The organism is Massilia polaris (assembly GCF_012927275.1).
In the GTDB taxonomy this organism is placed as follows: domain Bacteria; phylum Pseudomonadota; class Gammaproteobacteria; order Burkholderiales; family Burkholderiaceae_D; genus Telluria_A; species Telluria_A polaris.
The window spans coordinates 37,634-60,360 of sequence record NZ_JABBGG010000001.1; the positions used below are offsets into that span (position 1 = coordinate 37,634).

At 63.9% G+C, this 22,727-nt stretch carries 20 protein-coding genes; 19 read left to right on the top strand and 1 reads right to left on the bottom strand.

Annotation, left to right across the window (positions count from 1 at the left end):
• The first annotated feature begins 483 nt into the window (after positions 1–483).
• From HHL21_RS00170 to rlmD, 8 genes are all read left to right on the top strand, one after another.
• The gene (locus tag HHL21_RS00170) at positions 484–2,364 is read left to right on the top strand and encodes a potassium transporter Kup (RefSeq protein WP_169463255.1); all 1,881 of its coding nucleotides are present in this window, start codon (positions 484–486) and stop codon (positions 2,362–2,364) included.
• A 164-nt stretch (positions 2,365–2,528) separates the two neighbouring features.
• Positions 2,529–3,137: a toll/interleukin-1 receptor domain-containing protein gene (locus HHL21_RS00175; RefSeq protein ID WP_169463256.1), complete on the top strand. Its 609-nt coding sequence runs from the start codon at positions 2,529–2,531 to the stop codon at positions 3,135–3,137.
• A gap of 9 nt (positions 3,138–3,146) precedes the next feature.
• A complete protein-coding gene (locus HHL21_RS00180) occupies positions 3,147–5,591 on the top strand; it encodes a tetratricopeptide repeat protein (RefSeq protein ID WP_169463258.1) in 2,445 nt (814 codons plus the stop codon).
• 70 nt (positions 5,592–5,661) lie between these two features.
• The gene (gene surE / locus HHL21_RS00185; RefSeq protein ID WP_169463260.1) at positions 5,662–6,399 is read left to right on the top strand and encodes a 5'/3'-nucleotidase SurE; all 738 of its coding nucleotides are present in this window, start codon (positions 5,662–5,664) and stop codon (positions 6,397–6,399) included.
• Positions 6,396–7,262, top strand: a complete 867-nt coding sequence (locus tag HHL21_RS00190) for a protein-L-isoaspartate(D-aspartate) O-methyltransferase (RefSeq protein ID WP_169463261.1) — start codon at positions 6,396–6,398, stop codon at positions 7,260–7,262. The genes surE and HHL21_RS00190 overlap by 4 nt, the downstream gene beginning before the upstream one ends.
• A gap of 36 nt (positions 7,263–7,298) precedes the next feature.
• A complete protein-coding gene (locus tag HHL21_RS00195) occupies positions 7,299–8,225 on the top strand; it encodes a peptidoglycan DD-metalloendopeptidase family protein (protein ID WP_169463263.1) in 927 nt (308 codons plus the stop codon).
• 22 nt (positions 8,226–8,247) lie between these two features.
• Positions 8,248–9,264 carry an RNA polymerase sigma factor RpoS gene (gene rpoS, locus HHL21_RS00200; RefSeq protein ID WP_169463265.1) on the top strand — a complete coding sequence of 339 codons (1,017 nt, stop codon included), beginning with the start codon at positions 8,248–8,250 and terminating at the stop codon, positions 9,262–9,264.
• Between the two features lie 108 nt (positions 9,265–9,372).
• Entirely contained in the window at positions 9,373–10,713 is a 1,341-nt protein-coding gene (gene rlmD, locus HHL21_RS00205; RefSeq protein ID WP_169463270.1) for a 23S rRNA (uracil(1939)-C(5))-methyltransferase RlmD, read from the top strand.
• 132 nt (positions 10,714–10,845) lie between these two features.
• Here rlmD and HHL21_RS00210 read toward each other — a convergent pair whose 3' ends face one another.
• Entirely contained in the window at positions 10,846–11,529 is a 684-nt protein-coding gene (locus HHL21_RS00210) for a Bax inhibitor-1 family protein (RefSeq protein WP_169463272.1), read from the bottom strand.
• A 226-nt stretch (positions 11,530–11,755) separates the two neighbouring features.
• Here HHL21_RS00210 and ndk point away from each other — a divergent pair, with 226 nt between their 5' ends.
• The 11 genes from ndk (at position 11,756) to hflX (ending at position 22,727) form a co-directional block, all read left to right on the top strand.
• A complete protein-coding gene (gene ndk, locus HHL21_RS00215; protein WP_169463274.1) occupies positions 11,756–12,169 on the top strand; it encodes a nucleoside-diphosphate kinase in 414 nt (137 codons plus the stop codon).
• Between the two features lie 79 nt (positions 12,170–12,248).
• The gene (rlmN, locus tag HHL21_RS00220) at positions 12,249–13,418 is read left to right on the top strand and encodes a dual-specificity RNA methyltransferase RlmN (RefSeq protein ID WP_169463275.1); all 1,170 of its coding nucleotides are present in this window, start codon (positions 12,249–12,251) and stop codon (positions 13,416–13,418) included.
• Positions 13,415–14,230, top strand: coding sequence for a type IV pilus biogenesis/stability protein PilW (gene pilW, locus HHL21_RS00225; protein WP_169463277.1), 816 nt, complete (start codon positions 13,415–13,417; stop codon positions 14,228–14,230). Before rlmN ends, pilW begins: the two co-directional genes overlap by 4 nt.
• Positions 14,223–15,212 (top strand): helix-turn-helix domain-containing protein, encoded by a 990-nt coding sequence (locus HHL21_RS00230; protein WP_229495729.1) that lies wholly within the window; start codon positions 14,223–14,225, stop codon positions 15,210–15,212. Before pilW ends, HHL21_RS00230 begins: the two co-directional genes overlap by 8 nt.
• 2 nt (positions 15,213–15,214) lie before the next feature.
• Complete coding sequence (ispG, locus tag HHL21_RS00235) at positions 15,215–16,483, top strand: flavodoxin-dependent (E)-4-hydroxy-3-methylbut-2-enyl-diphosphate synthase (protein ID WP_169463279.1); 1,269 nt, start codon at positions 15,215–15,217, stop codon at positions 16,481–16,483.
• Positions 16,476–17,816, top strand: a complete 1,341-nt coding sequence (gene hisS / locus HHL21_RS00240; protein WP_169463281.1) for a histidine--tRNA ligase — start codon at positions 16,476–16,478, stop codon at positions 17,814–17,816. The genes ispG and hisS overlap by 8 nt, the downstream gene beginning before the upstream one ends.
• Before the next feature lie 36 nt (positions 17,817–17,852).
• Entirely contained in the window at positions 17,853–18,506 is a 654-nt protein-coding gene (locus HHL21_RS00245) for a YfgM family protein (protein ID WP_169463282.1), read from the top strand.
• 97 nt (positions 18,507–18,603) lie between these two features.
• Positions 18,604–19,758 carry an outer membrane protein assembly factor BamB gene (bamB, locus tag HHL21_RS00250; RefSeq protein WP_169463284.1) on the top strand — a complete coding sequence of 385 codons (1,155 nt, stop codon included), beginning with the start codon at positions 18,604–18,606 and terminating at the stop codon, positions 19,756–19,758.
• Position 19,759: 1 nt separating this feature from the next.
• Complete coding sequence (gene der, locus HHL21_RS00255) at positions 19,760–21,103, top strand: ribosome biogenesis GTPase Der (RefSeq protein WP_169463285.1); 1,344 nt, start codon at positions 19,760–19,762, stop codon at positions 21,101–21,103.
• Positions 21,104–21,239: 136 nt separating this feature from the next.
• Positions 21,240–21,476 (top strand): RNA chaperone Hfq, encoded by a 237-nt coding sequence (gene hfq, locus HHL21_RS00260; protein WP_026354376.1) that lies wholly within the window; start codon positions 21,240–21,242, stop codon positions 21,474–21,476.
• Between the two features lie 54 nt (positions 21,477–21,530).
• Positions 21,531–22,727: a GTPase HflX gene (gene hflX / locus HHL21_RS00265; protein ID WP_169463286.1), complete on the top strand. Its 1,197-nt coding sequence runs from the start codon at positions 21,531–21,533 to the stop codon at positions 22,725–22,727.

The window sequence follows — 22,727 nt, forward strand, 5'->3', positions numbered from 1 at the left end:
CGCCTAAGGCGACTGCGGATCGGAAAAAAACGGTGCAGGTGACTCATGCCCCAGCGCGTAATCGCATACTGAAGCACTTATGGAGTTTGACCATGCCCCAACAACCAAGTTCAAAACATTTTTTCACCTGGACGGCTGCGGGCGCTACGCGTCCGGCTCCTTTCACTCCCTGCCCTGAAGGACAGGGTTTCTCGGAGCAATTCTGATGAATCCTTACTGTTGTTTGTATCCGAAATGGTTGGCGGCCCGACGCGGCACGGTTCTGAGCCTGCCGCCATGCGGGGGTAGCCATGAGGGAGAGCTTATCGGTACAACTGTAAAAATTTTCTAAAATGAAACCATTGCGTTGTAAACGTCCTGTAAATTTATCGGCCGTGTTCGACCTGGGCGGCATGACCCGGCCGGGTGCCGCTATCGTGCAGTACGGACATGTTGTAAACACAACCGTTACAATACCCGTCAAATTTATGAAGGAGAGAAACGGTGTCGAAAGAATCTACTGGCCGGAGCAGCGCGGCGGCGTTGACGGTCGCGGCGATCGGCGTCGTCTATGGCGACATCGGCACCAGCCCTCTTTATACGATGAAAGAGGTGTTCGCCCCGGCGCACGGCATTGCCGCCTCGCCCGCGAACATCATTGGCGTCGTCTCGCTGATCTTGTGGTGTCTGGTGATTGTCATTTCGTTGAAATACGTCACCTTGGTATTAAAGGCCGACAATAACGGTGAGGGCGGCATCATGGCCCTGACGGCGCTGGCGCTCAAATCCGTGACGCAGAATTCCCGTTTTTACTATCCGGTCATGCTGCTCGGCATGATAGGAGCGGGCCTGTTCTTCGGCGATGGCGTCATTACGCCGGCCATCACCGTGTTGTCTTCGATCGAGGGCCTCCAGGTGGCCACGCCGGCCTTCGAAGCGTATGTGGTCCCCCTGGCCCTGGTCGTGCTGACTGGCCTGTACATGGCGCAGCGGCGCGGCACCGGTGGCCTCGGCAAATGGTTCGGTCCGATCATGCTGGTCTGGTTTGCGACGCTTGCCGGAATGGGCCTCGTGAATATCGCGGAGAACCTGGAGATCCTGGCGGCGTTCAACCCGCTTCACGCATTCGGGTTCCTGCTTCAGAATGGCTGGTTCGCCTTCATTGCATTGGGAGCGGTCGTCCTCGCGCTGACCGGTGCGGAAGCGCTGTATGCCGATATGGGGCACTTCGGCAAAAAGCCGATCCGGCTTGCCTGGTTCTCGGTGGTCTTTCCCGCCCTCGCGTTGAACTACCTCGGGCAAGGCGCAATCTTGCTGTCGAATCCGGAGGCGGTGTCCAATCCGTTCTTCAACCAGCTCGGGGCGTGGAGTATCTATCCCCTGGTGGCGCTCTCCACGGTCGCCGCCATCGTCGCTTCGCAAGCGACGATATCCGGCGCGTTTTCGGTGGCTCAGCAGGCAATCGCGCTTGGTTTCCTGCCCCGCATGCGAGTTGCCCATACGTCGTCGCACGAGAAAGGTCAGATCTACATCCCGCTGGTCAACTGGCTGCAGTTCGGGGCTGTCGTGTTCGCAGTAGTGGCATTTGGTTCATCGACCAACCTGGCGTCCGCTTACGGGATCGCCGCGACCGCCACCATGTTGACGACGACACTGTTGACCTTCTTCGTGGTGAAGTATGGCTGGCATTACCACAGTTTTATCGCCGTCGGGGCCACGCTGTTCTTCCTGTTCTTCGACGTGACGCTGTTTGCTTCGACCAGTCTCAAGATCGTGAGCGGCGGCTGGTTTACGTTACTGATCAGCTTGGTCATGGTGACGATCATGCTTACCTGGCGCAAGGGACGCGAGCTGGTGTTTGAAAATCTCAAGGCCCATCTGATTCCCCTGCCGGAATTTTTGAGCAGCCTGTTCGCCAGTCCCCCGCACCGGGTCGACGGCACGGCAGTCTTCTTCCGTGCCGAAGGCGACGGCGTGCCGCACGCGATGCTGCACAACCTGTTGCACAACAAGGTGCTGCACGACCGCGTCATATTCCTCACAGTCCAATCGCTGGACATCCCGGCCGTGAAGCCGGAAAGCCGCGTGACGGTCGTGTCGCTGGGGCACAACTGTTTCCAGGTAAACCTTTGTTACGGATTCATCGAAGAGCGCAACGTACCGGCTGGCCTGGTACTGTGCGCGGCTGCGGGCCTCGCTTTCGATGCAATGGAAACGTCCTACTTCATCGCCCGGCATAACGTCATCGCCACACCTGGATCCGGGATGGCCATGTGGCGCGAAAACCTGTACGCCGCCATGGCGCGTAATGCGCGCGACGCCGCTGATTATTTCAGGTTGCCATCCAACCGGGTCATCGAGCTCGGTACACAAGTGGAGATTTGAGTCCCGAAAAGGAGATGCCTTCGAGCAGCAGGGCTGTCCGGCATTCCCCACGCTTTTGATGATGCCGGAGTGCCGGTTGCGCACGCACAAGGAGACAAAGGTCGAGCTTGTTAGAGTCGTGGATGGGAGTGCGCCCGTTGGCAACTTGGACAGGGGAGGCTGCAATGGCGATCCGTTATGGCTGTTTCTTCAGTTATGCCCATGGCCGCTATGAGTTGATGAACAGGTTCAAGAATGCGCTGTCGGATGCGATCCGCTGCTACCTGGAACCTTACTTCGACAATGAGAACGAGCTGTTCATCGATACCGAGCAGCTGGGCGGCGGCGACGACATCGACCGCCGCATCGCGCGCGCCATGTGCGAGAGCGTGGCGATGATCATGATCTACACCCCCAAGTACGAATCGCACCCCTACACGCGGCGCGAGTTCGCCGCCATGCAGTTGCTCGAAGCGGAGCGCAGCCAGTGGTACGAGCTGCCCAGCCGCCTGATCATCCCGGTGATCATGACCAGGCACCCCGACCGCCTGCCGGCCCAGATCGCCGAGTCGGCCATGTATGTCGACTTCTCCAATTTCACGATGGCGACCGGCGACATGATGGCGAATCCGGACTTTCTCCCCGATCTAAAGAAGATCGTGGATCGCATCGCCATGCACTACGAGTATCAAAAAAAGCATATGCCGGCGAGCCATAACTGCAACCAATTTGTGCTCCCCGATGTCCCACCTGCATGGCGCGACATTCCGGATACAACTTTCCCAAAAATATGAGGAGCATTAATGGAACTCAATCGAATTACGCTTCCGCCGATCACCGCTCCCGGCGAGGTGACCACGTTTTATTCCTTCGAGAGCGGAACCGCGCGCAGCGTGGCGTTGTCGAACATGGCCGTACTGCTGGCTGGGCGCCAGAACGCCACAGTGCCTGTACTGATGATCGACTGGGACACCGAGTCGCCCGGACTGCACCATTTTTTCGACCGGCGCGCAGAAAAGCCGGGCTTGCTCGAATATTTCCAGGCCTGCCGCGACCACCTGCGCCTGCTGGCCGGCACCAGCGGCGCCGATGACGACGCGCTGGCCCGCCGCGTCCTCGAATCGATCGACTGGGAACGGTATGTCGAACGGGTGGACGACAGCCGTCCGCTGTATTTGATGCGCGCCGGCCGCTTCGATGAAACCTACGGCGAGCGCGCCCACGGCATGGACTGGGACAGCCTGTTCGCCGCCTGCCCGGCCTTGTTCCGCTCGTTTGGCGACTTCATGTCGCGCAAGTTCCGCCATGTGCTGATCGATGCGCGCAGCGGCCGCTCGGCCGCCGTCAGCATCTGCACCGCGCTGTTGCCGCGCAAGCTGGTCGGCCTGTTCACGCCCAACCAGCGCAGCCTCGAAGGGCTGGCCGGCGTGGTCAACCGCGCCATCGACTACCGCTGCAGCCATGAAGAAGCGCAGCGCCCGCTGATGGTGTATCCGCTGCCGGCGCTGGTCGACAGCGCCGACTGCGAGCGCCGCGTGCAGTGGCGCCGCGGCGATGCGCTGCGCGGCAGCACCGGCTACCAGCCCGTGCTCGAGCGCCTGCTGGCGCAGTCGTACGGCCTGTCGCAACTGTCGCTCGACAGCTACCTCGATGAAATCCAGCTGCAGCAAACCGCCGCCATGTCGGGCGGTGCGCCGCTGCCGCACACGCGCGGCCACGGCGCCGACCGCTTCTCGCTCGAGCGTAGCTTCGACACCTTGCTCGGCTGGATGGAGCTCGACCGTTTCCCGTGGCAGTCGCGCAGCGAAATCGCGCTGCTGGGCGCGATCGCGGCCGCGCGCGCGCAGGCCGGCGACAACCTGGCCGGCCCGTCGCTGCTGCCGCTGGCGCGCGACCTCGCCGGCCTCGGCGACCTTTACCGCGATAATGGCAGGGAAGTGCAGGCGCGCGAATTTATCGAGGAAAGCCTGACGATCCGCCAGCGCATGCTGGGCAACGACCATCCCGATACGCGCGCCGGCTGCGCCAGCCTGGCCGCGCTGCTGCGCGATTCGGGCAAGCTCGATGACGCCCGCGAACTGTACGAGCGGCTGGCGCGCGATTGCGCCCGCCTGCTGGGCGAGCACAATGCCGAAACGCTGGCGGCGCGCTCCGGCCTTGCATCCGCGCTGGCGCAGCTGGGCGAGTTCGACCAGGCGCTCGGCCTGCACGCCGCCATCACCCGCACCTGCGAAGAGCGCTTCGGCAACGACCACGTGCTGACGCTCAACAGCTACGCCGGCCAGGCACAGACGCTGGCGCGCGAACGCGAATTCAGCCGCGCGCGCATGCTGTACGAACTGGTGCTCGATGGCCGCCAGCGGCTGCTCGGCAACGAGCACGAAGACACCTTGCGCTGCGCCCAGCAGCTGGCGGTGGTGCTGTCCGACCTGGGCGACATGGCCAACGCCAAAAAGCTGCAGCTGGACGTGGTCGCCGCGCGCGAACGCCATGCCGGGCCGGACCATCCGGCCACGGTGCGGGCGCGCGAGACGCTGGCCGAGATCCTGGCCGGCCTGGGCGATATCCCGGCGGTGCGCGCGTTGCAGGAAGAGCTTGCCCGCACGCGCGAGCGCAAGCTCGGCGCCGAGCATCCGGAAACCCTCAGCATCCAGCTGAGCCTGGCGACGACGCTGGGCATGCAGGGCGAACTCGACGCCGCCTGCGTGCTGCAGCAGCGCGTGGTCGAAACGCAGGAACGCATGTACGGCGCGGACAGTCCGCAGACCCTGCACAGCAAGAAGATGCTGGCGAAAACGCTCAGCGAGCAGGGCCACACGCTGGATGCGCGCCGGCTGGAGGAAGCGGTGGCCCATCCAGCCGACCGCCAGCTGGCGTCGCGCGCGATGGTGGCGGGACCGCACGCGTCGCAGGGCAGCCGGTTGCACTACGCGCCGGCCGGCCCGCAGGAGCGCGACGGCGCCGGCCAGCACCTGCAAACGCTGGATGACAAGCTGGAGCAGCTGCAGCAACTGATCGACAGCCGCAGCGACGGCGAGGCGCGCGAACTGGCCGACAGCCTGCGCAAGTCGGTGCTGCGCCCCAGTGTTGCCCATCCATTAAGAAAGCGCGGCGTGGCGATGATCCGCAAGGTCTACACGCGCGACGGCGACAAGGACGCGCTGCTGTCGTTCGTGCAAGACGAAGTGGCCCTGCTCGACGCCCACCTGAACCAGGCCGCGGGCGGGAGGGCGGTCACGGCCGAGTAAGTGTTGGGAGGCAACGGAAATGTTGTCGGTGAACGAACGACAGGACCGTTGCTTCAGGTAAAATCGCGGGATGCGAATTCTAATCAGTAACGACGACGGCTATCTGGCCCCCGGTATCAATGCACTGGCCGATGCGCTCGCATCGGTGGCCGACATTGTGGTGGTGGCGCCCGACAGCAACCGCTCGGGCGCGTCCAACTCACTGTCCCTCGACCGGCCGCTGTCGGTGACGCGGGCCGCCAACGGATTCTATTTCGTCAACGGCACGCCGACCGACTGCGTCCACATCGCGCTGACCGGCATGCTCGACTACCGGCCCGACCTGATTGTTTCCGGCATCAACAACGGCCAGAACATGGGCGACGACACCTTGTATTCGGGCACCGTCGCCGCCGCCACCGAAGGTTTCCTGTTCGGGATCCCGGCAATCGCCTTCTCGCAAGTCGAATACGGCTGGGCGCATATCGACGCCGCTGCCAAGGTGGCGCGCGAGCTGGTGCTGCGCCGCTTCGACGAGCTGCCGTCGCCGTACCTGCTGAACGTGAATATCCCCAACCGTCCGTACGAACAGCTGAGCACGATGGCCGCGACCCGCCTCGGGCGCCGCCACCAGGCCGAGCCGGTCATTCGCGCGCAAGACCCGCGCGGGCGCGAGATTTTCTGGATCGGGCCGCCGGGCGCGACCCGCGACGCCGGCGAGGGCACCGACTTCCACGCGACCGCCCAGGGGCAGGTCTCGATCACGCCCTTGCAGATCGACCTTACCCACAAGCTCCAGCTCGATTTGCTGGCCAAGGGACTCGCATGAACGACAAGCGCAGCAATTTCCCCTTGCCGCTGTCCTCGGTAACGGGCAGCGCGGCCAGGCCGGGCGGCTTGCCGGCCAGCCAGCCGATCCGGGTGGCGACGCCGCAGACGGCAACGCGCAATGCTGCGCACACGGCGGTGCAAGGGGCATTCGCTCCGGGCGTCGCCACGCCGGCGCGCCAAGCCGGCTCGCCGGTACAGGTTCCGCTCAGCGCGCCGCGCGCCGACATGATGGTGTCCGACGCGATCCGTAACGCGATGGTGCAGCGGGTCGCGCGCCAGGGCGTGCAGGACCAGCTGGTGCTGGGCGCGCTCAACACGGTGCCGCGCCACGGTTTCATCGAGCCGGCCCTGTCGGCGCAGGCGTACATCGACGCCTCGCTGCCGATCGGCCATAACCAGACGATTTCCCAGCCGTACATCGTGGCGCGCATGATCGAAGTGATGCGCAACGGTGGACAACTTAATAACGTGCTCGAGATCGGCACCGGCTGCGGCTACCAGGCGGCGGTGCTGGCCTGCGTGGCACGCAACGTGTATTCGATCGAACGCATCAAGCCCCTGCACGAGCTGGCCAAGGCCAATTTGCGGCCGTTGCGTATAGCGAACCTGCGCTTGCATTACGGAGATGGTATGCTTGGCCTGCCGCAGGCTGCCCCGTTCGACGGTATCATCCTCGCGGCGGCCGGTATTGCAGTCCCCCAGGCGCTGCTCGAGCAACTGTCAATCGGCGGACGCCTGGTCGCCCCGGTTGGCGCCCAAGTCCAGCACCTGCAACTGATCACGCGCACCGGCAAGGCGGAATGGACCAGCGACACGCTGGAAGCGTGCCACTTTGTGCCGCTGCGCCCAGGCATCGTCTGACCCGATGCCACGATTGTCGACCTACAGAATATGAGAATGAAACAAAAAAGCCAATATGCCCTGCTGTCCATCACCATCGGGCTGCTTTCCGCCTGTACCAGCACCACCCGCCAGGCGCCCGTAGTCGAGCGCACCCAGCCGGCCCAGGTGCGCCCGGCCGCGCCTGCGCCCCAGCCAGCCAAGGAAGACCGCACCAGCTACACCGTGCAGAGGGGCGATACCCTGCTGGGCATCGCGCTGGACTTCGGCCAGAACTACCGCGACTTGCAAGCCTGGAACAACCTGTCCGATCCAAACGACATCAAGTATGGCCAGGTGCTGCGCGTGTCGCCGCCTGCCCAGATGGCGCAGGCCACGCCGGTAGCCGCGCCGCCGGAAACCCGCCAGCCGGCGCCGCCGCGCAAGACCGCGCCGCGCGCCGACAAGCGTCCGTACACCGAAACCGCGATGGCCGACGCGCAAAAGAGCGACGGCACCAATGGCCGCGCCGACCCGAAGCCGGCCGACCGTCCTGAACCAGCCGCGCCGATCGCTGGCGCCACCCCGGCCGCACCCGCGATCGTGCCGGGCGCCACCGTGACCGCCACCGACGACGACAAGCTGTCGTGGATGTGGCCATCGGACGGCCGCATCGTCGCCACTTTCGATGAGGGCAAGAACAAAGGCATCGATATCGCCGGCCGCGCCGGACAGCATGTGATGGCTGCCGGTGCAGGAAAGGTAATGTACGCGGGCAGCGGTATCCGCGGATATGGTAATCTCGTCATTGTTAAGCACAGCAACAGCCTGCTGTCCGCCTATGCCCACAACCGCAGCATCGTGGTCAAGGAAGGACAGAACGTAAACAAGGGGCAGGTGATCGCCGAAATGGGCGATTCCGACGCCGACTCGGTCAAACTGCATTTCGAGATCCGCCAGCAGGGCAAGCCGGTCGACCCGTCGAAGTTCCTGCCGATCCGCTAAGCACTCCTTCCGGAGAGTAGCAATGTCACACTCGCCGCACGAACTTGAAGACGACGCCGCACCGGATGACTTTCCGGACGAGGCGATGGAAGACGGCGAGGGTGGCGAGGGCGGCGAACGCAGCGACGCTGGCGCCGTCCCCGGCGAAACCGGCGTCGTCCTCGAGACCGTCGACGAACTCAAGAAGGTGCTGGCAGCCGAGCTGTCGACCGACACCACCCAGCATTACCTGAACCAGATCGGCACCCGGCCGCTGCTGACCGCGCCCCAGGAAGTGCATTACGCCACGCTGGCCAAGGCGGGCAACTTCGAAGCGCGCCAGGCGATGATCGAACACAACCTGCGGCTGGTGGTGTCGATCGCCAAGCACTACATCAACCGCGGCGTCGTGCTGCTCGATATGATCGAGGAAGGCAATATCGGCCTGATGCGCGCGATCGACAAGTTCGAACCCGAACGCGGCTTCCGCTTTTCCACCTACGCCACCTGGTGGATCCGCCAGAGCATCGAGCGCGCCATCATGAACCAGGCGCGCACGGTGCGCCTGCCGGTGCACATGGTGCGCGAACTGAACCAGATCCTGCGCGCCAAGTACCACCTCGAAGCCCAGCACCACGACGGCAAGGACGCCACCGCCGAGGACATCGCCCACCTGGTCGGGCGCCCGGTCGAGGAAGTGCAGGACATCCTGGCGCTATCCGAGCACGCCACTTCGCTCGACGCCCCGCTCGACAACGATCCGCAATCCAGCCTGATGGACATGCTGCCCGGCGACGCCGACGACGGCCCCGACTCGCGCGCCGAACACCACGAGATGACGGTGCTGGTGCGCGACTGGCTGAGCCGGCTGCCCGACAAGCAGCGCATCGTCATCATGCGCCGCTTCGGGCTCGACAACGACGATCCGGCCACGCTGGAAACCCTGGCCGAAGAGATGGGCGTGACGCGCGAGCGGGTGCGCCAGATCCAGCAGGAAGCGCTGATCAAGCTGAAGCGGGCCATGGCGGCCCGTGGCGTGGTCCGCGATTCCTTGCTATGATGCGCACCGGCTGAGTAGCCCGGCAGGCATCCTTTTTTCCACACGAATCGAACCTGGCTGGTGCGCCAAAGCGTACCGGCCCGGCGTTATTTTTCTTCCGACATCGCTATGCAAGACAAGATCATCGACATCAAATCCCTCGACATGGACGCGCGCGGCGTCGGCCACCTCGAAAACGAGGACGGCTCGCCGGGCAAGGTGGTCTTCGTCGAGGGCGCCTTGCCGGGCGAACGGGTCAGCTTCGAGACCACCAAGAAGAAGAAAAACTGGGAAGCGGGGCGCATGACCGTGCTGCACCGCGAATCGTCGATGCGCGTCAAGCCGCGCTGCCCGCATTTCGGCGTGTGCGGCGGCTGCTCGATGCAGCACATGGAGCCGTCGGCCCAGGTCGCCGTCAAGCAGCGCGTGCTGGAAGACAATCTCTGGCACATCAGCAAGGTCAAGGCCGGCAACATCATGCGCCCGATGTACGGCCCGACCTGGGGTTACCGCTATCGCGCGCGCCTGTCGGCGCGCTACCTGGCCAAGCGCGAAACCGTGCTGGTCGGCTTCAATGAGCGCGGTTCCGGTTTCGTTGCCGACATCACCGAGTGCCACGTGCTGCCGCCCCACGTGTCGGACATGCTGGTGCCGCTGCGCGAACTGATCGGCGCCATGTCGATCTGCAGCAAGGTGCCGCAGATCGAAGTGGCGATCGGCGAGGACCTCACCGCGATGGTGATGCGCAACATGGAAGCGCTGACCGCGCAGGACGAAGCGCTGCTCAAGGCCTTCGCCGACAAGTGGAACATCCAGTGGTGGCTGCAGCCGGCCGGGCCGGAGACGGCGGCGCCGTTCTACCCGGTCGGCAAGGAACTGTATTACAGCCTGCCCGAGTTCAACGTGCGGATGCCGTTCAAGCCGACCGACTTCACCCAGGTCAACCACCACATCAACCGGGTGCTGGTGCACAAGGCCTTGCTGCTGCTGGAAGTGCAGCCAGGCGACCGCGTGGCCGACCTGTTCTGCGGGCTCGGCAACTTCACCCTGCCGCTGGCGACGCAGGCGCGCGAAGTGGTCGGCATCGAAGGCAGCACCGCGCTGACCGAACGCGCGCTGGCCAATGCCCGCGCGAATGGCTTGTCGGAAAAGACCTTCTTCTATACCCGCAACCTGTTCGATGTGACCACCGAAGACCTGGTCGCCCTCGGCCATTTTGAGCGCATGCTGATCGACCCGCCGCGCGACGGCGCCGCCGCGCTGTCGGTCGCGCTGGCGGGGCTGCGCGCCAGCCATCCGGAAATGATGCCGAAACGCATAGTCTACGTATCGTGCAGCCCGTCCACGCTGGCGCGCGACGCCGGCGTGCTGGTGCACGAGGCCGGCTACGTGCTGAGCAAGGCGGGCGTGGTCAACATGTTCCCGCACACTTCCCACGTCGAATCGATGGCGGTGTTCGACCTCGCCTAGCGGGGCGGCGTGGACGCCGCCTCCGCTATGCTGGCGGTGACCGCAAGAAGAGTAAGCGCCGATGCCAGCATTCCCGCGAGAACGGCGAAAAAAACCGACCCGCGGGTCGGTTTTTTATTGCTCTTGCGGCAATCAGTCGTTGCTGCCGCCCAGGCCCAGCAGGTGCAGCAGGGAGGTGAAGATGTTGTACACGCTCAGGTACAGCGACAGGGTTGCGGTGACGTAGTTGGTTTCGCCGCCGTTGACGATGCGTTGCACGTCATACAGGATGAAAGCGGAGAAGATACCGATCACCAGCACCGAGATCGCGATCGACAGCGCCGGCATGCCCAGGAAGATGTTGGCAACCGCGGCCAGCAGCACGACGACAACGCCGGCGGTCAGCCACTTGCCCATTGCCGAGAAGTCACGCTTGCTGGTCGAGGCGATGGTCGCCATCACCGCCAGGATGGTGGCGGTGCCGCCAAACGCGGTCATGATCAGCTGGCCGCCGTTCGAGTAACCCAGGGTGCGGGTCAGCAGCGGGGTCATCATCAGGCCCATGAAGAACGTGAAGCCCAGCAGCAGGGCAACGCCCACGCCCGAGTTCTTGTTCTTTTCAATCGCCCAGAAGAAGCCAAAGGCAATTGCCATGAAGATCATGAAACCCATGAAGCCGCTGAAGATCGGTACCTGCAGCGAAACGCCGACGAAGGCGCCGAGCATGGTCGGGATCATGGACAGCGCGAGCAGCCAGTAAGTGTTGCGCAGCACGCGGTTGCGCACCGCCTGGCCGCTTGCCGAGATGTCGTACGTGTTTTGCATCATTGGGGTCATAGTAGGCCTCCGGTCGTGGATAAGGTAAAAATGTGTGAACAGCATAGCACGGCTGGGTAAATCGGCGGAAAATCGCCGTTGACGCCCTGCCTTTTCCGTCGCCACTCTAACACTGCCGGGGCTGGCCGTGCAATATCCATCAAGTGGGGTGGAATATGGTAAAATCAAAGGTTGATTGAAGTCTTACAACGCAATACTTAAACCTTTCTTATTATTGGAGTTTTACATGGCAATCGAACGCACCCTCTCGATCATCAAACCAGACGCAGTTGCTAAAAACGTCATCGGCCAGATCTACAGCCGTTTCGAAGGCGCTGGCCTGAAGATCGTCGCCGCACGCATGACCCAGCTGTCGCGCGAACAGGCTGAAGGCTTCTACGCCGCCCATAAAGAGCGCGGCTTCTTCAAAGACCTGGTCGACTTCATGGTGTCCGGCCCTGTCATGATCCAGGCCCTGGAAGGCGAAAACGCGGTCCTGGCGCACCGTGACCTGATGGGCGCGACCGATCCGAAAAAAGCTGAGCCGGGCACCATCCGCGCCGATTTCGCCGATTCGATCGACGCTAACGCCGTTCACGGTTCGGACGCTGTCGAGGCTGCAAAAGTGGAAATCGCCTACTTCTTCCCAGAAGTGAAGTAATTTGTAATAAGGGCTATGCCTTGCCGTTCTCTGTCGCCGCACCTCCTGCGCGCGGGAACGGCTTTTTGGAATAATGAACATGACGACACTCACCAACCTGCTGGACTTCGATCCCGCGCAACTCATCGCTTATTGCGGCGAATTGGGTGAGAAGCCGTTCCGCGCCAAGCAGCTGCAGCGCTGGATCCACCAGTTCGGCGCCAGCGACTTCGACAGCATGACCGACCTGGCCAAGTCGCTGCGCGACAAGCTCAAGACGCGTGCCGAAATCCGCTCACCTGCCATCATCAGCGACAACACGTCCACCGACGGCACCCGCAAGTGGCTGGTCGATGTCGGCAATGGCAATGCGGTCGAAACCGTGTTCATCCCGGAAGAAAACCGCGGCACCCTGTGCATCTCGACCCAGGCCGGCTGCGCCGTCAATTGCCGTTTCTGCTCGACCGGCAAGCAGGGCTTCAACCGCAACCTGACGGTGGCCGAAATCATCGGCCAGCTGTGGATGGCCGAGTTTGAGCTGCGCAAGACCAAAGGCATCGAGCCCGGCCCGAAAGGCGAGCGCCAGATCACCAACGTGGTGATGATGGGCATGGGCGAGCCGCTGCTGAACTTCGAGCCGACCGCCACCGCGCTCAAGCTGATGCTCGACGATAACGCCTACGGCCTGTCGCGCCGCCGCGTGACCCTGTCGACCTCGGGCGTGGTGCCGATGATGGACAAGTTGTCCCAGGAAGTGCCGGTGGCGCTGGCGGTATCGCTGCACGCGTCCAACGACGCGCTGCGCGACGGCCTGGTGCCACTGAATAAAAAATACCCGCTGCGCGAGCTGATGGCCGCCTGCAAGCGTTACCTCGAATTCGCCCCGCGCGACTTCGTCACCTTCGAATACTGCATGCTCGACGGCGTCAACGACAGCGACGAGCACGCGCGCGAACTGGTGGCGCTGGTCAAGGACCCGGTGGTCGGCGTGTCGTGCAAGTTCAACCTGATCCCGTTCAACCCGTTCCCTGAGTCCGGCCTGCTGCGTTCGAAGAATCCGCGCATCAAGGCGTTCTCCGAAGTGCTGATGGCGGCCGGCATCGTGACCACCATTCGCAAGACGCGCGGCGACGATATCGACGCCGCCTGTGGCCAGCTGGCCGGCGAAGTGCAGGACCGCACGCGTGTGCAAGAACGAATGGAAAAAATGGCCGAGTACCAGCAGAAGTTCGGCGCCAACTTCGGGCGCATCGTGGAGATTCCTTCTTGAAGCGGGCTGCGGCCAGGCGTTTGCTGGCCCCGCTGGCGCTGTGCGCCGCCGCGGCCTTGTCCGCCTGTGCGGGCGGCAGCGGCAACACCACCAGCAGCGGCGACCTGAAGACCGCGTCCGACCAGACGCTGGATGAAAAGCGCGCGGGGATCCGCATGCAGCTGGCGATCGGCTACTACCAGGACCGCAAGTACGACGTGGCGCTGGACGAGATCAAGCAGGCCATCGCCGCCAATCCGGATTCGGCCGACGCGCATGGCGTGCGCGCCCTGATCTATTCGTCGATGGGCGAAACCGCGCTGGCCGACCAGAGCTACCAGCGCGCGCTGCAGCTGGCGCCGCGCAATCCTGAGCTGGCCAACAATTACGGCTCCTTCCTGTGCCAGAACGGCAGGGCGGAGCAGGGCATCGCGCTGTTCGAATCGGCCCTCAAGAACCCGGTCTACCAGTCGCCGGTCAATGCATTGCTGAACGCCGGCTCCTGCAGCCTGCGCGCCGGCAAGCTTGACGCGGCCGAGCGGTATTTGCTGGACGCGCTGCGCTACGACGCGGCGCTGCCGGCGACCAACGGCAACCTGGCCCAGGTCTATTTCGAGCGGCACGACATCCAGCGTGCCGGATTTTTTCTAAACCGCCTGCGCGAAGCTGCGAAAATAGATATCCTCCCGGCTGAAACGCTGTGGCTTGCGATCCGAATCGACCGCAAGCTCGGCGACAAGTCGTCCGAGGCGAGCATGGTGTCGCAGCTGCGGCGCCGTTTCCCCGCGTCGCCTGAATACGCGGAATACCAGCGCGGTGCATTTAATGAGTGAGACAGGAAATACGATGAGCGGAGAGTGGGCAGATCAGCCGGCAGCAGACAATCACGGCATTCCGGGCAAAACGCTGGCAGCCGCGCGTGAAGCGATGGGCTGGTCCGTCGAGCAGATAGCCGACCAGTTGAAGATGGCGGTGCGCCAGGTCGTCGCGCTGGAAGCGGGCGACTACGCCGCGCTGCCAGGTCCGGCGGTGGTGCGCGGCTTCGTGCGCGCTTACGCCAAGGTGGTCCGGCTCGACCCGGTGCCGCTGGTGGCCCAGATCGCGCTTGATGCGCCTGAGGCAGGCATCGCCGGCAGCATCCGCCGCGACCGTCCGGCGTCGTTCTCGGAAGTGCGTTTCCCGAGCCACGGCAAGCGCAGCAAGCTGCCGGTCATGCCGATCCTGGCCGTCGTGCTGGTCGCCGCCGCCATCGGCGCATGGCAGTTCGGCCTGGTGCCTGCCAGCCTGACCGGCGCCAGCGCGCCTGCCGGCCAGACCGCGGTGCTGAGCGAGGCCGAGACAGTCACTTCGCCGTCCACCCCGGCGATCCAGGATCCGTCGGTGCCGCTGATTTCGGTACCGCCTCCGGCAACCGCGTCCGATGCTGCTCCTGGCGCGGCCACGCCGGCAGGCGCCGGCCCGGTCCAGGGCGTGGGCGCCGCACCGCTTGCCCCGGCCGCGACCACCAGCGTGACGCCGCCGGCAGCCGCAGTCACTGCGCCCGCCGTTCCGGCCGCGACAGCGCCTGCAGCGGCGGGCGCCAATCCGCTGGTGCTGAACGTGCGCGAAGATTCCTGGGTCGAAGTGCGCGACGCGCAGGGCAAGGCGCTGGTGCGCCGCATGGTCAAGGCGGGTGAAACCGCCAGCATCGAGATCGCGGGTCCGTCCACCGTCATCGTCGGCAAGCCGAACGCGGTAACGGCCACCTTGCGCGGTGCGCCGGTTGCGCTGCCGCCTATGCAGGGCAGCACCATTTCACGAGTCAAAGTTCAGTAAACATGGCATTTTCGAATACTGCAATTCCGTCCGGACCACTCGCCCGCCGCGCCAGCCGCAGCGTGCTGGTGTCGCACGGCGAGCGCAAAATCTGGGTCGGCGGCGACGCGCCGGTGGTCGTGCAGTCGATGACCAATACCGATACCGCCGACGTGATCGGCACCGCGATCCAGGTCAAGGAGCTGGCGCGCGCCGGTTCCGAGATGGTCCGCATCACGGTCGACAAGCCGGAAGCGGCGGCCGCCGTGCCGCTGATCCGCGAACAGCTCGACCGCATGGAAGTCGACGTGCCGCTGGTGGGCGACTTCCACTACAACGGCCACACCTTGCTGCGCGACTTCCCCGAGTGCGCCCGCGCGCTGTCGAAGTACCGCATCAATCCGGGCAACGTGGGGCAGGGCGCCAAGCGCGACACCCAGTTTGCGCAGATGATTGAAGTGGCGGCCCAGTACGACAAGCCGGTGCGCATCGGCGTCAACTGGGGCAGCCTTGACCAGTCGCTGCTGGCCCGCATCATGGACGAAAACGCCCGGCGCGCCGAGCCATGGAGCGCGCAGGCGGTGATGTACGAAGCCCTGATCACGTCGGCGATCGAAAACGCGGTGCGCGCCGAAGAACTCGGCCTGGGCCGCGACAAGATCATCTTGTCGTGCAAGGTGTCGGGCGTGCAGGACCTGATCGCCGTGTACCGCGAGCTGGCGCGCCGCTGCGACTATCCGCTGCACCTCGGCCTGACCGAAGCGGGCATGGGCAGCAAGGGCATCGTGGCCTCGACGGCGGCGCTGTCGGTGCTGCTCCAGGAGGGCATCGGCGACACCATCCGCATTTCGCTGACCCCGGAACCGGGCGGCGACCGCACCCGGGAAGTGGTTGTCGCGCAGGAGATCCTGCAGACCATGGGCCTGCGCAAATTCTCGCCGATGGTGATCGCGTGCCCGGGCTGCGGCCGCACCACCTCGACCACTTTCCAGGAACTGGCCGACAACATCCAGACCTACCTGCGCGAGCAGATGCCGGAGTGGAAAAAGAGCTATCCGGGTGTCGAATCGATGAACGTGGCCGTCATGGGCTGCATCGTCAACGGCCCGGGCGAATCGAAGCACGCCAACATCGGCATCAGCCTGCCCGGCACCGGCGAATCGCCGGCCGCGCCGGTATTCGTCGACGGCCACAAGTTCGCCACCCTGCGCGGCGAACGCATCGTCGAAGAATTCCAGCAGATCGTGCTGAACTACGTCCAACAGAATTACGGTAAAAAAGAATATGTCTAAACCTGAAAAACTCTCTGCCGTCAAAGGCATGAACGACATCCTGCCGGCCGACGCGCCGCTGTGGGAGCTGTTCGAGAACACCGCGCAGTCGGTCCTGCAAAGCTACGGCTTCCAGAAGATCGTCACGCCGATCGTCGAAGACACCGCGCTGTTCGCGCGCGCCATCGGCGCCGTCACCGACATCGTGGAAAAGGAAATGTACTCGTTCACCGATTCGATGAACGGCGACGCGCTGACGCTGCGCCCTGAAGGCACTGCCGGCGTGGTGCGCGCGGTGGTCGAGCACAACCTGGTCTACGAAGGCCCGAAGCGCCTGTGGTACAAGGGCCCGATGTTCCGCCACGAGCGCCCGCAGCGCGGCCGCTACCGCCAGTTCTTCCAGATCGGCGCCGAGGCAGTCGGCTTCACCGGCCCTGACATCGACGCCGAACTGATCATGCTGTGCCGCCGCCTGTGGGACGACCTGGGCCTGGAAAACATCCGCCTCGAGCTGAACTCGATCGGCGACGCGGCCGAGCGCAACCGCCACCGCGCCGACCTGATCGCCTATTTCGAAGCGAATGAAGCGCTGCTCGACGCCGAAGCCAGGCGCCGCCTGCACGCCAATCCGCTGCGTATCCTCGACACCAAGAACCCGGCGATGCAGGAGCTGGTCAACAACGCGCCGAAGCTGCTCGACTACCTCGAAGGCGAGTCGATCGCCCACTTCGAAGGCGTCAAGCGCATCCTCGACGCGAACAACATCCAGTTCACGGTCAACCCGCGCCTGGTGCGCGGCCTGGACTACTACAACCGCACCGTGTTCGAGTGGGTCACCGACGAACTGGGCGCGCAGGGCACCGTGTGCGCCGGCGGCCGTTACGACCCGCTGATCGAAACCTTCGGCGGCAAGCCGACTCCGGCGGTCGGTTTCGCGATGGGCATCGAGCGCCTCGTCGAACTGATGAAACTGGCCGGCGAGCCTGCCGCGCCCGCGCTGTGCGACGTCTACATGGTGCACCAGGGCGAAGCGGCCCAGACCCAGGCCTTCATCCTGGCCGAGCGGATTCGCGATGCCGGCCTCGATGTTGTGCTACATTGCGCCACTGCCGCAGGTGCCGGCAGCTTCAAGAGCCAGATGAAGAAGGCGGACGGCAGCGGCGCTGCTTTTGCTGTCATCATCGGCGAGGACGAAGTCACCAACGAGATGGCTGCCATCAAGGCGCTGCGCGAAGGCGACGCCGACCAGCAGCAGGCGGCCGTGCCGTTCCTGGAAGTGGTCGACTACCTGGTCGACCAGATCGTCGGCTGCGGCCACGACCACGATCACGACCACGTGCATTATCATCACTGACACCATTTTTGATCCACTAACTATACCTATAAACACATGGCATACGATCTCGAAGAACAAGAGCAGATAGCGTCGCTGAAGGCTTTCTGGAACAAGTTTGGCAACCTGATTACCTGGCTGGCGATCATCGTCCTGGGTAGCTACGCGGCTTACAACTACTGGAACTACTACCAGCGCAACACCGCTGCCGAAGCATCGGGCCTGTACGAAGAAATGCAGAAGTCGCTGGCCGCCAAGGACAACACCAAGGTGCAGCGCATCGCCGCCGACATCGAGTCGAAGTACGCGCGCAGCGCCTACGCCCAGATGAGCGCACTGGCCGCGGCCAAGAGCGCGTTCGACGCCAATGACATGAAGACCGCCAAGGCGCGCCTGCAGTGGGTTGTCGAGCATGGCAGCGACGAGTACCAGTCGGTGGCGCGCCTGCGCCTGGCCGGCGTGCTGCTGGACGAGAAAGCCTACGACGAAGCTTTGACGGCATTGGGCGGCGAAGTGCTGCCGCAGTTCGCCGGCGCCGTGGCCGACCGCAAGGGCGACGTGCTGGTGGCACAGAACAAGGTGGCCGAGGCGCGCAGCGCCTACCAGGCTGCGCTCGACGCAATGGCAAAGAACGACCCGGCTCGCCAGCTGGTGCAGCTCAAGCTCGAAGCGATCGGCGGTACCGCAGCGACCCCGAAAGCGGCTGCGTAATTCCCGGTCCTGGCAGCCCGCGCGCGCCCTTGCCGGGTGCGCGCGGGCTTTGCGCCCTCTGGCGGCAATGAACAAAAAAAGTACAAGGTATATGAATATGCGTATTACCCAGAAGCTTGTCGGTGCAGGTGTATTGGCCCTGGTGGCCGGTTGTTCCACGCTCAATTCGATCAACCCTTTCGCTTCCAAGCCAAAGGGTAACCAGCCAGCGCCGCTGGTCGAGCTGAAAGGCTCGATGGCCGTGCGCACCGCATGGAAGCTCGACATCGGCAAGGCGGAGGACTTCCTGTTCACGCCTGCCGTCATCGGCAACACCGTGGTCGCTGCCAGCGCCGACGGCGCCATCGCGCGCGTCGAAGCGGCCAGCGGCCGCCAGCTGTGGCGCGTCAAGTCCGAGACCCCGCTGACCGCGGGTGTCGGCTCGGACGGCAACATGCTGGTGTTCGGCGGCCGCAAAGGCGCCGTGCTGGCGTTCGACATGGACGGCAAGGCGATGTGGAAGTACCAGGCTTCGTCCGAGGTGCTGTCCTCGCCGGTGGTAGGGCAAGGCATCGTCGTGGTGCGCTCGATCGACAACCGCATCGTCGGCCTGGACGCCAAAACCGGCGAACAGAAGTGGACCGTCCAGCGCGTCGCGCCGCCGCTCACCCTGCGCAACGCGCCGGGCATGATCGTGGTGAACAAGGACGTCATCATCGCCCAGCCGGGCGGCAAACTGATTTCGCTGTTGCTGGCGACCGGCGCGCCGCGCTGGGAAGTGGCGGTCGGCGAGGCGCGCGGCGCCACCGAACTGGAACGCGTAACCGACATCGGCGGCATGCCGGTGCTGTTCGAAAACCAGGTCTGCGCCGCTGCCTACCAGGGCCGCGTCGGCTGCTTCGACGTGTCCACCGGCGCGCCGCGCTGGAACAAGGACCTGTCGTCGGAAGTCGGCGTCTCGGTCGACCAGCGCTTCGTGTTCGCGGTCGACGACAAGGGCGCGGTAGCGGCCTTCGACCGCGAGAGCGGCGCCAGCGCCTGGAAGAACGACAAGCTTGGCTATCGCCGCGTGTCGACGCCTGTCTCCTACGGCCGCGCCGTGGCGGTGGGCGACTACCAGGGTTACATCCACTTCCTGTCGCGGGAAGATGGCAGCTTTTTAGCGCGTGCCGCAACTGACGGAAGCCCGGTAATCTCGGTTCCCCAGGTCGCAGGCTCGAATCTGATTTTTCAAACACAATCTGGGACTGTGACCGCAATCGCGGTCGAATAAAATGAAGCCGGTAATAGCACTAGTTGGTCGACCCAACGTCGGGAAATCGACCTTATTCAATCGCCTCACCCGCTCGCGCGATGCGCTGGTAGCGGACTTGCCTGGCCTGACGCGCGATCGCCACTACGGCGAAGGCCGCGTCGGCGAGCGTCCGTTCCTGGTCATCGACACTGGCGGTTTCGAGCCCGTGGCCAAGGAAGGCATCGTCCATCAGATGGCGCTGCAGACCAAGCAGGCCGTGGCCGAAGCCGACATCGTGGTGTTCATCGTCGACGGCCGCCAGGGACTGACGCCGCACGACAAGACCATCGTCGATTTCCTGCGCAAGTCCGGCCGCAAGGTCATGCTGGTGGTGAACAAGGCCGAGGGCATGAAGTACACCTCGGTCGTGGCCGAGTTCTACGAACTTGGCATGGGCGATCCGTATGTGATCTCGGCCGCCCACGGCGACGGCGTGACCGACCTGGTCGAGGAATGCCTCGATGCCGCGTTCGCGCAGCGTCCGGCCGACCAGGAAGAACTGGCGCCGGCCGAACGCGGCATCAAGATCGCCATCGTCGGCCGCCCGAACGTCGGCAAGTCGACCCTGGTGAACACCCTGATCGGCGAACAGCGCGTGATCGCGTTCGACATGCCGGGCACCACCCGCGATTCGATCGAGGTTCCGTTCGAGCGCGACGGCAAGCACTACACGCTGATCGACACGGCCGGTATCCGCCGCCGCGGCAAGGTGTTCGAGGCGATCGAGAAGTTCTCGGTCGTGAAGACGCTGCAGTCGGTGTCGGAAGCGAACGTGGTCGTCCTGCTGCTCGATGCGCAGCAGGACATCTCGGAGCAGGACGCCCACATCGCCGGCTTCATCCTCGAATCGGGCCGCGCGCTGGTGGTGGCCGTGAACAAGTGGGACGGCCTCGAATCGAGCGACCGCGACGAGATCAAGATCGATCTCGACCGCAAGCTGGACTTCCTGTCGTTCGCCAAAACCCACTTCATCTCGGCGCTGAAGGCCACCGGCATCGGCCCGCTGATGAAGTCGGTCGACGCCGCCTACGCTGCCGCCACCGCCGACCTGTCGACGCCGCGCCTGACGCGCGCGCTGATCGAGGCGGTCGAGAAACAGGAGCCGAAACGCAAGGGCTCGACCCGTCCGAAGATGCGTTATGCGCACCAGGGCGGCCAGAACCCGCCGATCATCGTCATCCACGGTAACTCGCTGGAAGCGATCGCCGAGCCGTACAAGCGCTACCTGGAAAAGCATTTCCGCGACACGTTCAACCTGGTGGGTACCCCGCTGCGGATTGAATTGCGTACAGGCAAGAACCCTTTTGCCCGAACGCAGAAATAACGCCGGTCGTCCGACACAAACTGGCAAAACAGTTTACAGTAGCTTGGAGACATCATTCGCTTTTTTATAGAGTGGTGTCCCTTGAAAAAGCGCTAAGCGCCTCCAATTCTTTACTACAACAACACACGGAGCTTTTATGAGCAACAAAGGGCAATTGTTACAAGACCCATTCCTCAATGCATTGCGCAAAGAGCACGTCCCAGTCTCGATCTACCTGGTCAACGGGATCAAACTGCAAGGCCATATCGAATCGTTCGACCAGTACGTAGTATTGCTGCGTAACACGGTCACCCAGATGGTCTACAAGCATGCAATCTCCACCGTCGTACCAGCCCGCGCTGTCAACCTCAACCTTGACTCCGAAGCTGAATAAGCAGATGGGCGAAATGCCTGTCTTGCGCTGCGCCGACCGTTGCCCGGGTCTCCAATGCGCGCGGCCTTAGTCGGCGTCGACTTCGGCGCTGGCGATTTCGACGCCAGCCTCGAAGAATTGGCGCTGCTCGCCCATTCAGCGGGCGCCGAGCCGATCACGACCATCACCGCCAAGCGTTCCAGCCCTGACTCCGCCTATTTCATCGGCAGCGGCAAGGCCGACGAAGTGGCGCAGGCCGCGCTGGCCGAGCAGATTGAAATCGTCATCTTCAACCATGCGCTGTCGCCTGCCCAGCAGCGCAACCTCGAAAAGCGCCTGAACGTCCGGGTGCTCGACCGCACCAGCCTGATCCTCGACATCTTCGCGCAACGCGCCCAGAGCCACGAGGGCAAGCTGCAGGTCGAGCTGGCCCAGCTCCAGCACCTTTCCACACGCCTGATCCGCGGCTGGACCCACCTTGAACGCCAGAAGGGCGGTATCGGCCTGCGCGGCCCGGGTGAGACCCAGCTCGAGACCGACCGCCGCCTGATCGGCGAGCGGGTCAAGGCCCTGCGCGCGCGCCTGGCCAAGCTGCGCAAGCAGCACGAGACCCAGCGACGTTCGCGTAACCGCACCGGCACTTTCTCGGTATCGCTGGTCGGTTACACCAACGCCGGCAAGTCGACCTTGTTCAATGCGATGACCAAGGCTGGCGTGTACGTCGCGAACCAGCTGTTCGCCACCCTGGACACGACCTCGCGCCGCGTCTATCTCGGCGAAGAAGTAGGCAACGTGGTCATCTCGGACACCGTCGGTTTCGTGCGCGAACTGCCGCACCAGCTGGTGGCCGCGTTCCGCGCCACCCTCGAAGAAACCATCCACGCCGACCTGCTGCTGCACGTGGTTGACGGCGCCAGTCCGGTGCGGATGGAGCAGATTGAGCAGGTCAACCTGGTACTGAAAGAAATCGGCGCCGACCATATTCCCCAGATCCTGGTCTGGAACAAGATCGATGCGGCCGGCCTCGAGCCGGCGGTCGAGCGTGATGAATATGATAAAATCAGCCGCGTTTTCATCAGCGCCAAGAGTGGCGCCGGCCTGGATTTGCTGCGCGACGCGATCGTCGAATCAGCCAGGTCCGCGCCAGGTCTGGCCTATCAATACGCAAACAAAGAGCAGGACGATGCCGGAGTGGATGCACCTGAAGCCGAAGCGGCCGACGAGCTCCAGTCCGAAAGTACTCTAACCTCCACCAACGTCGGACCACGATAG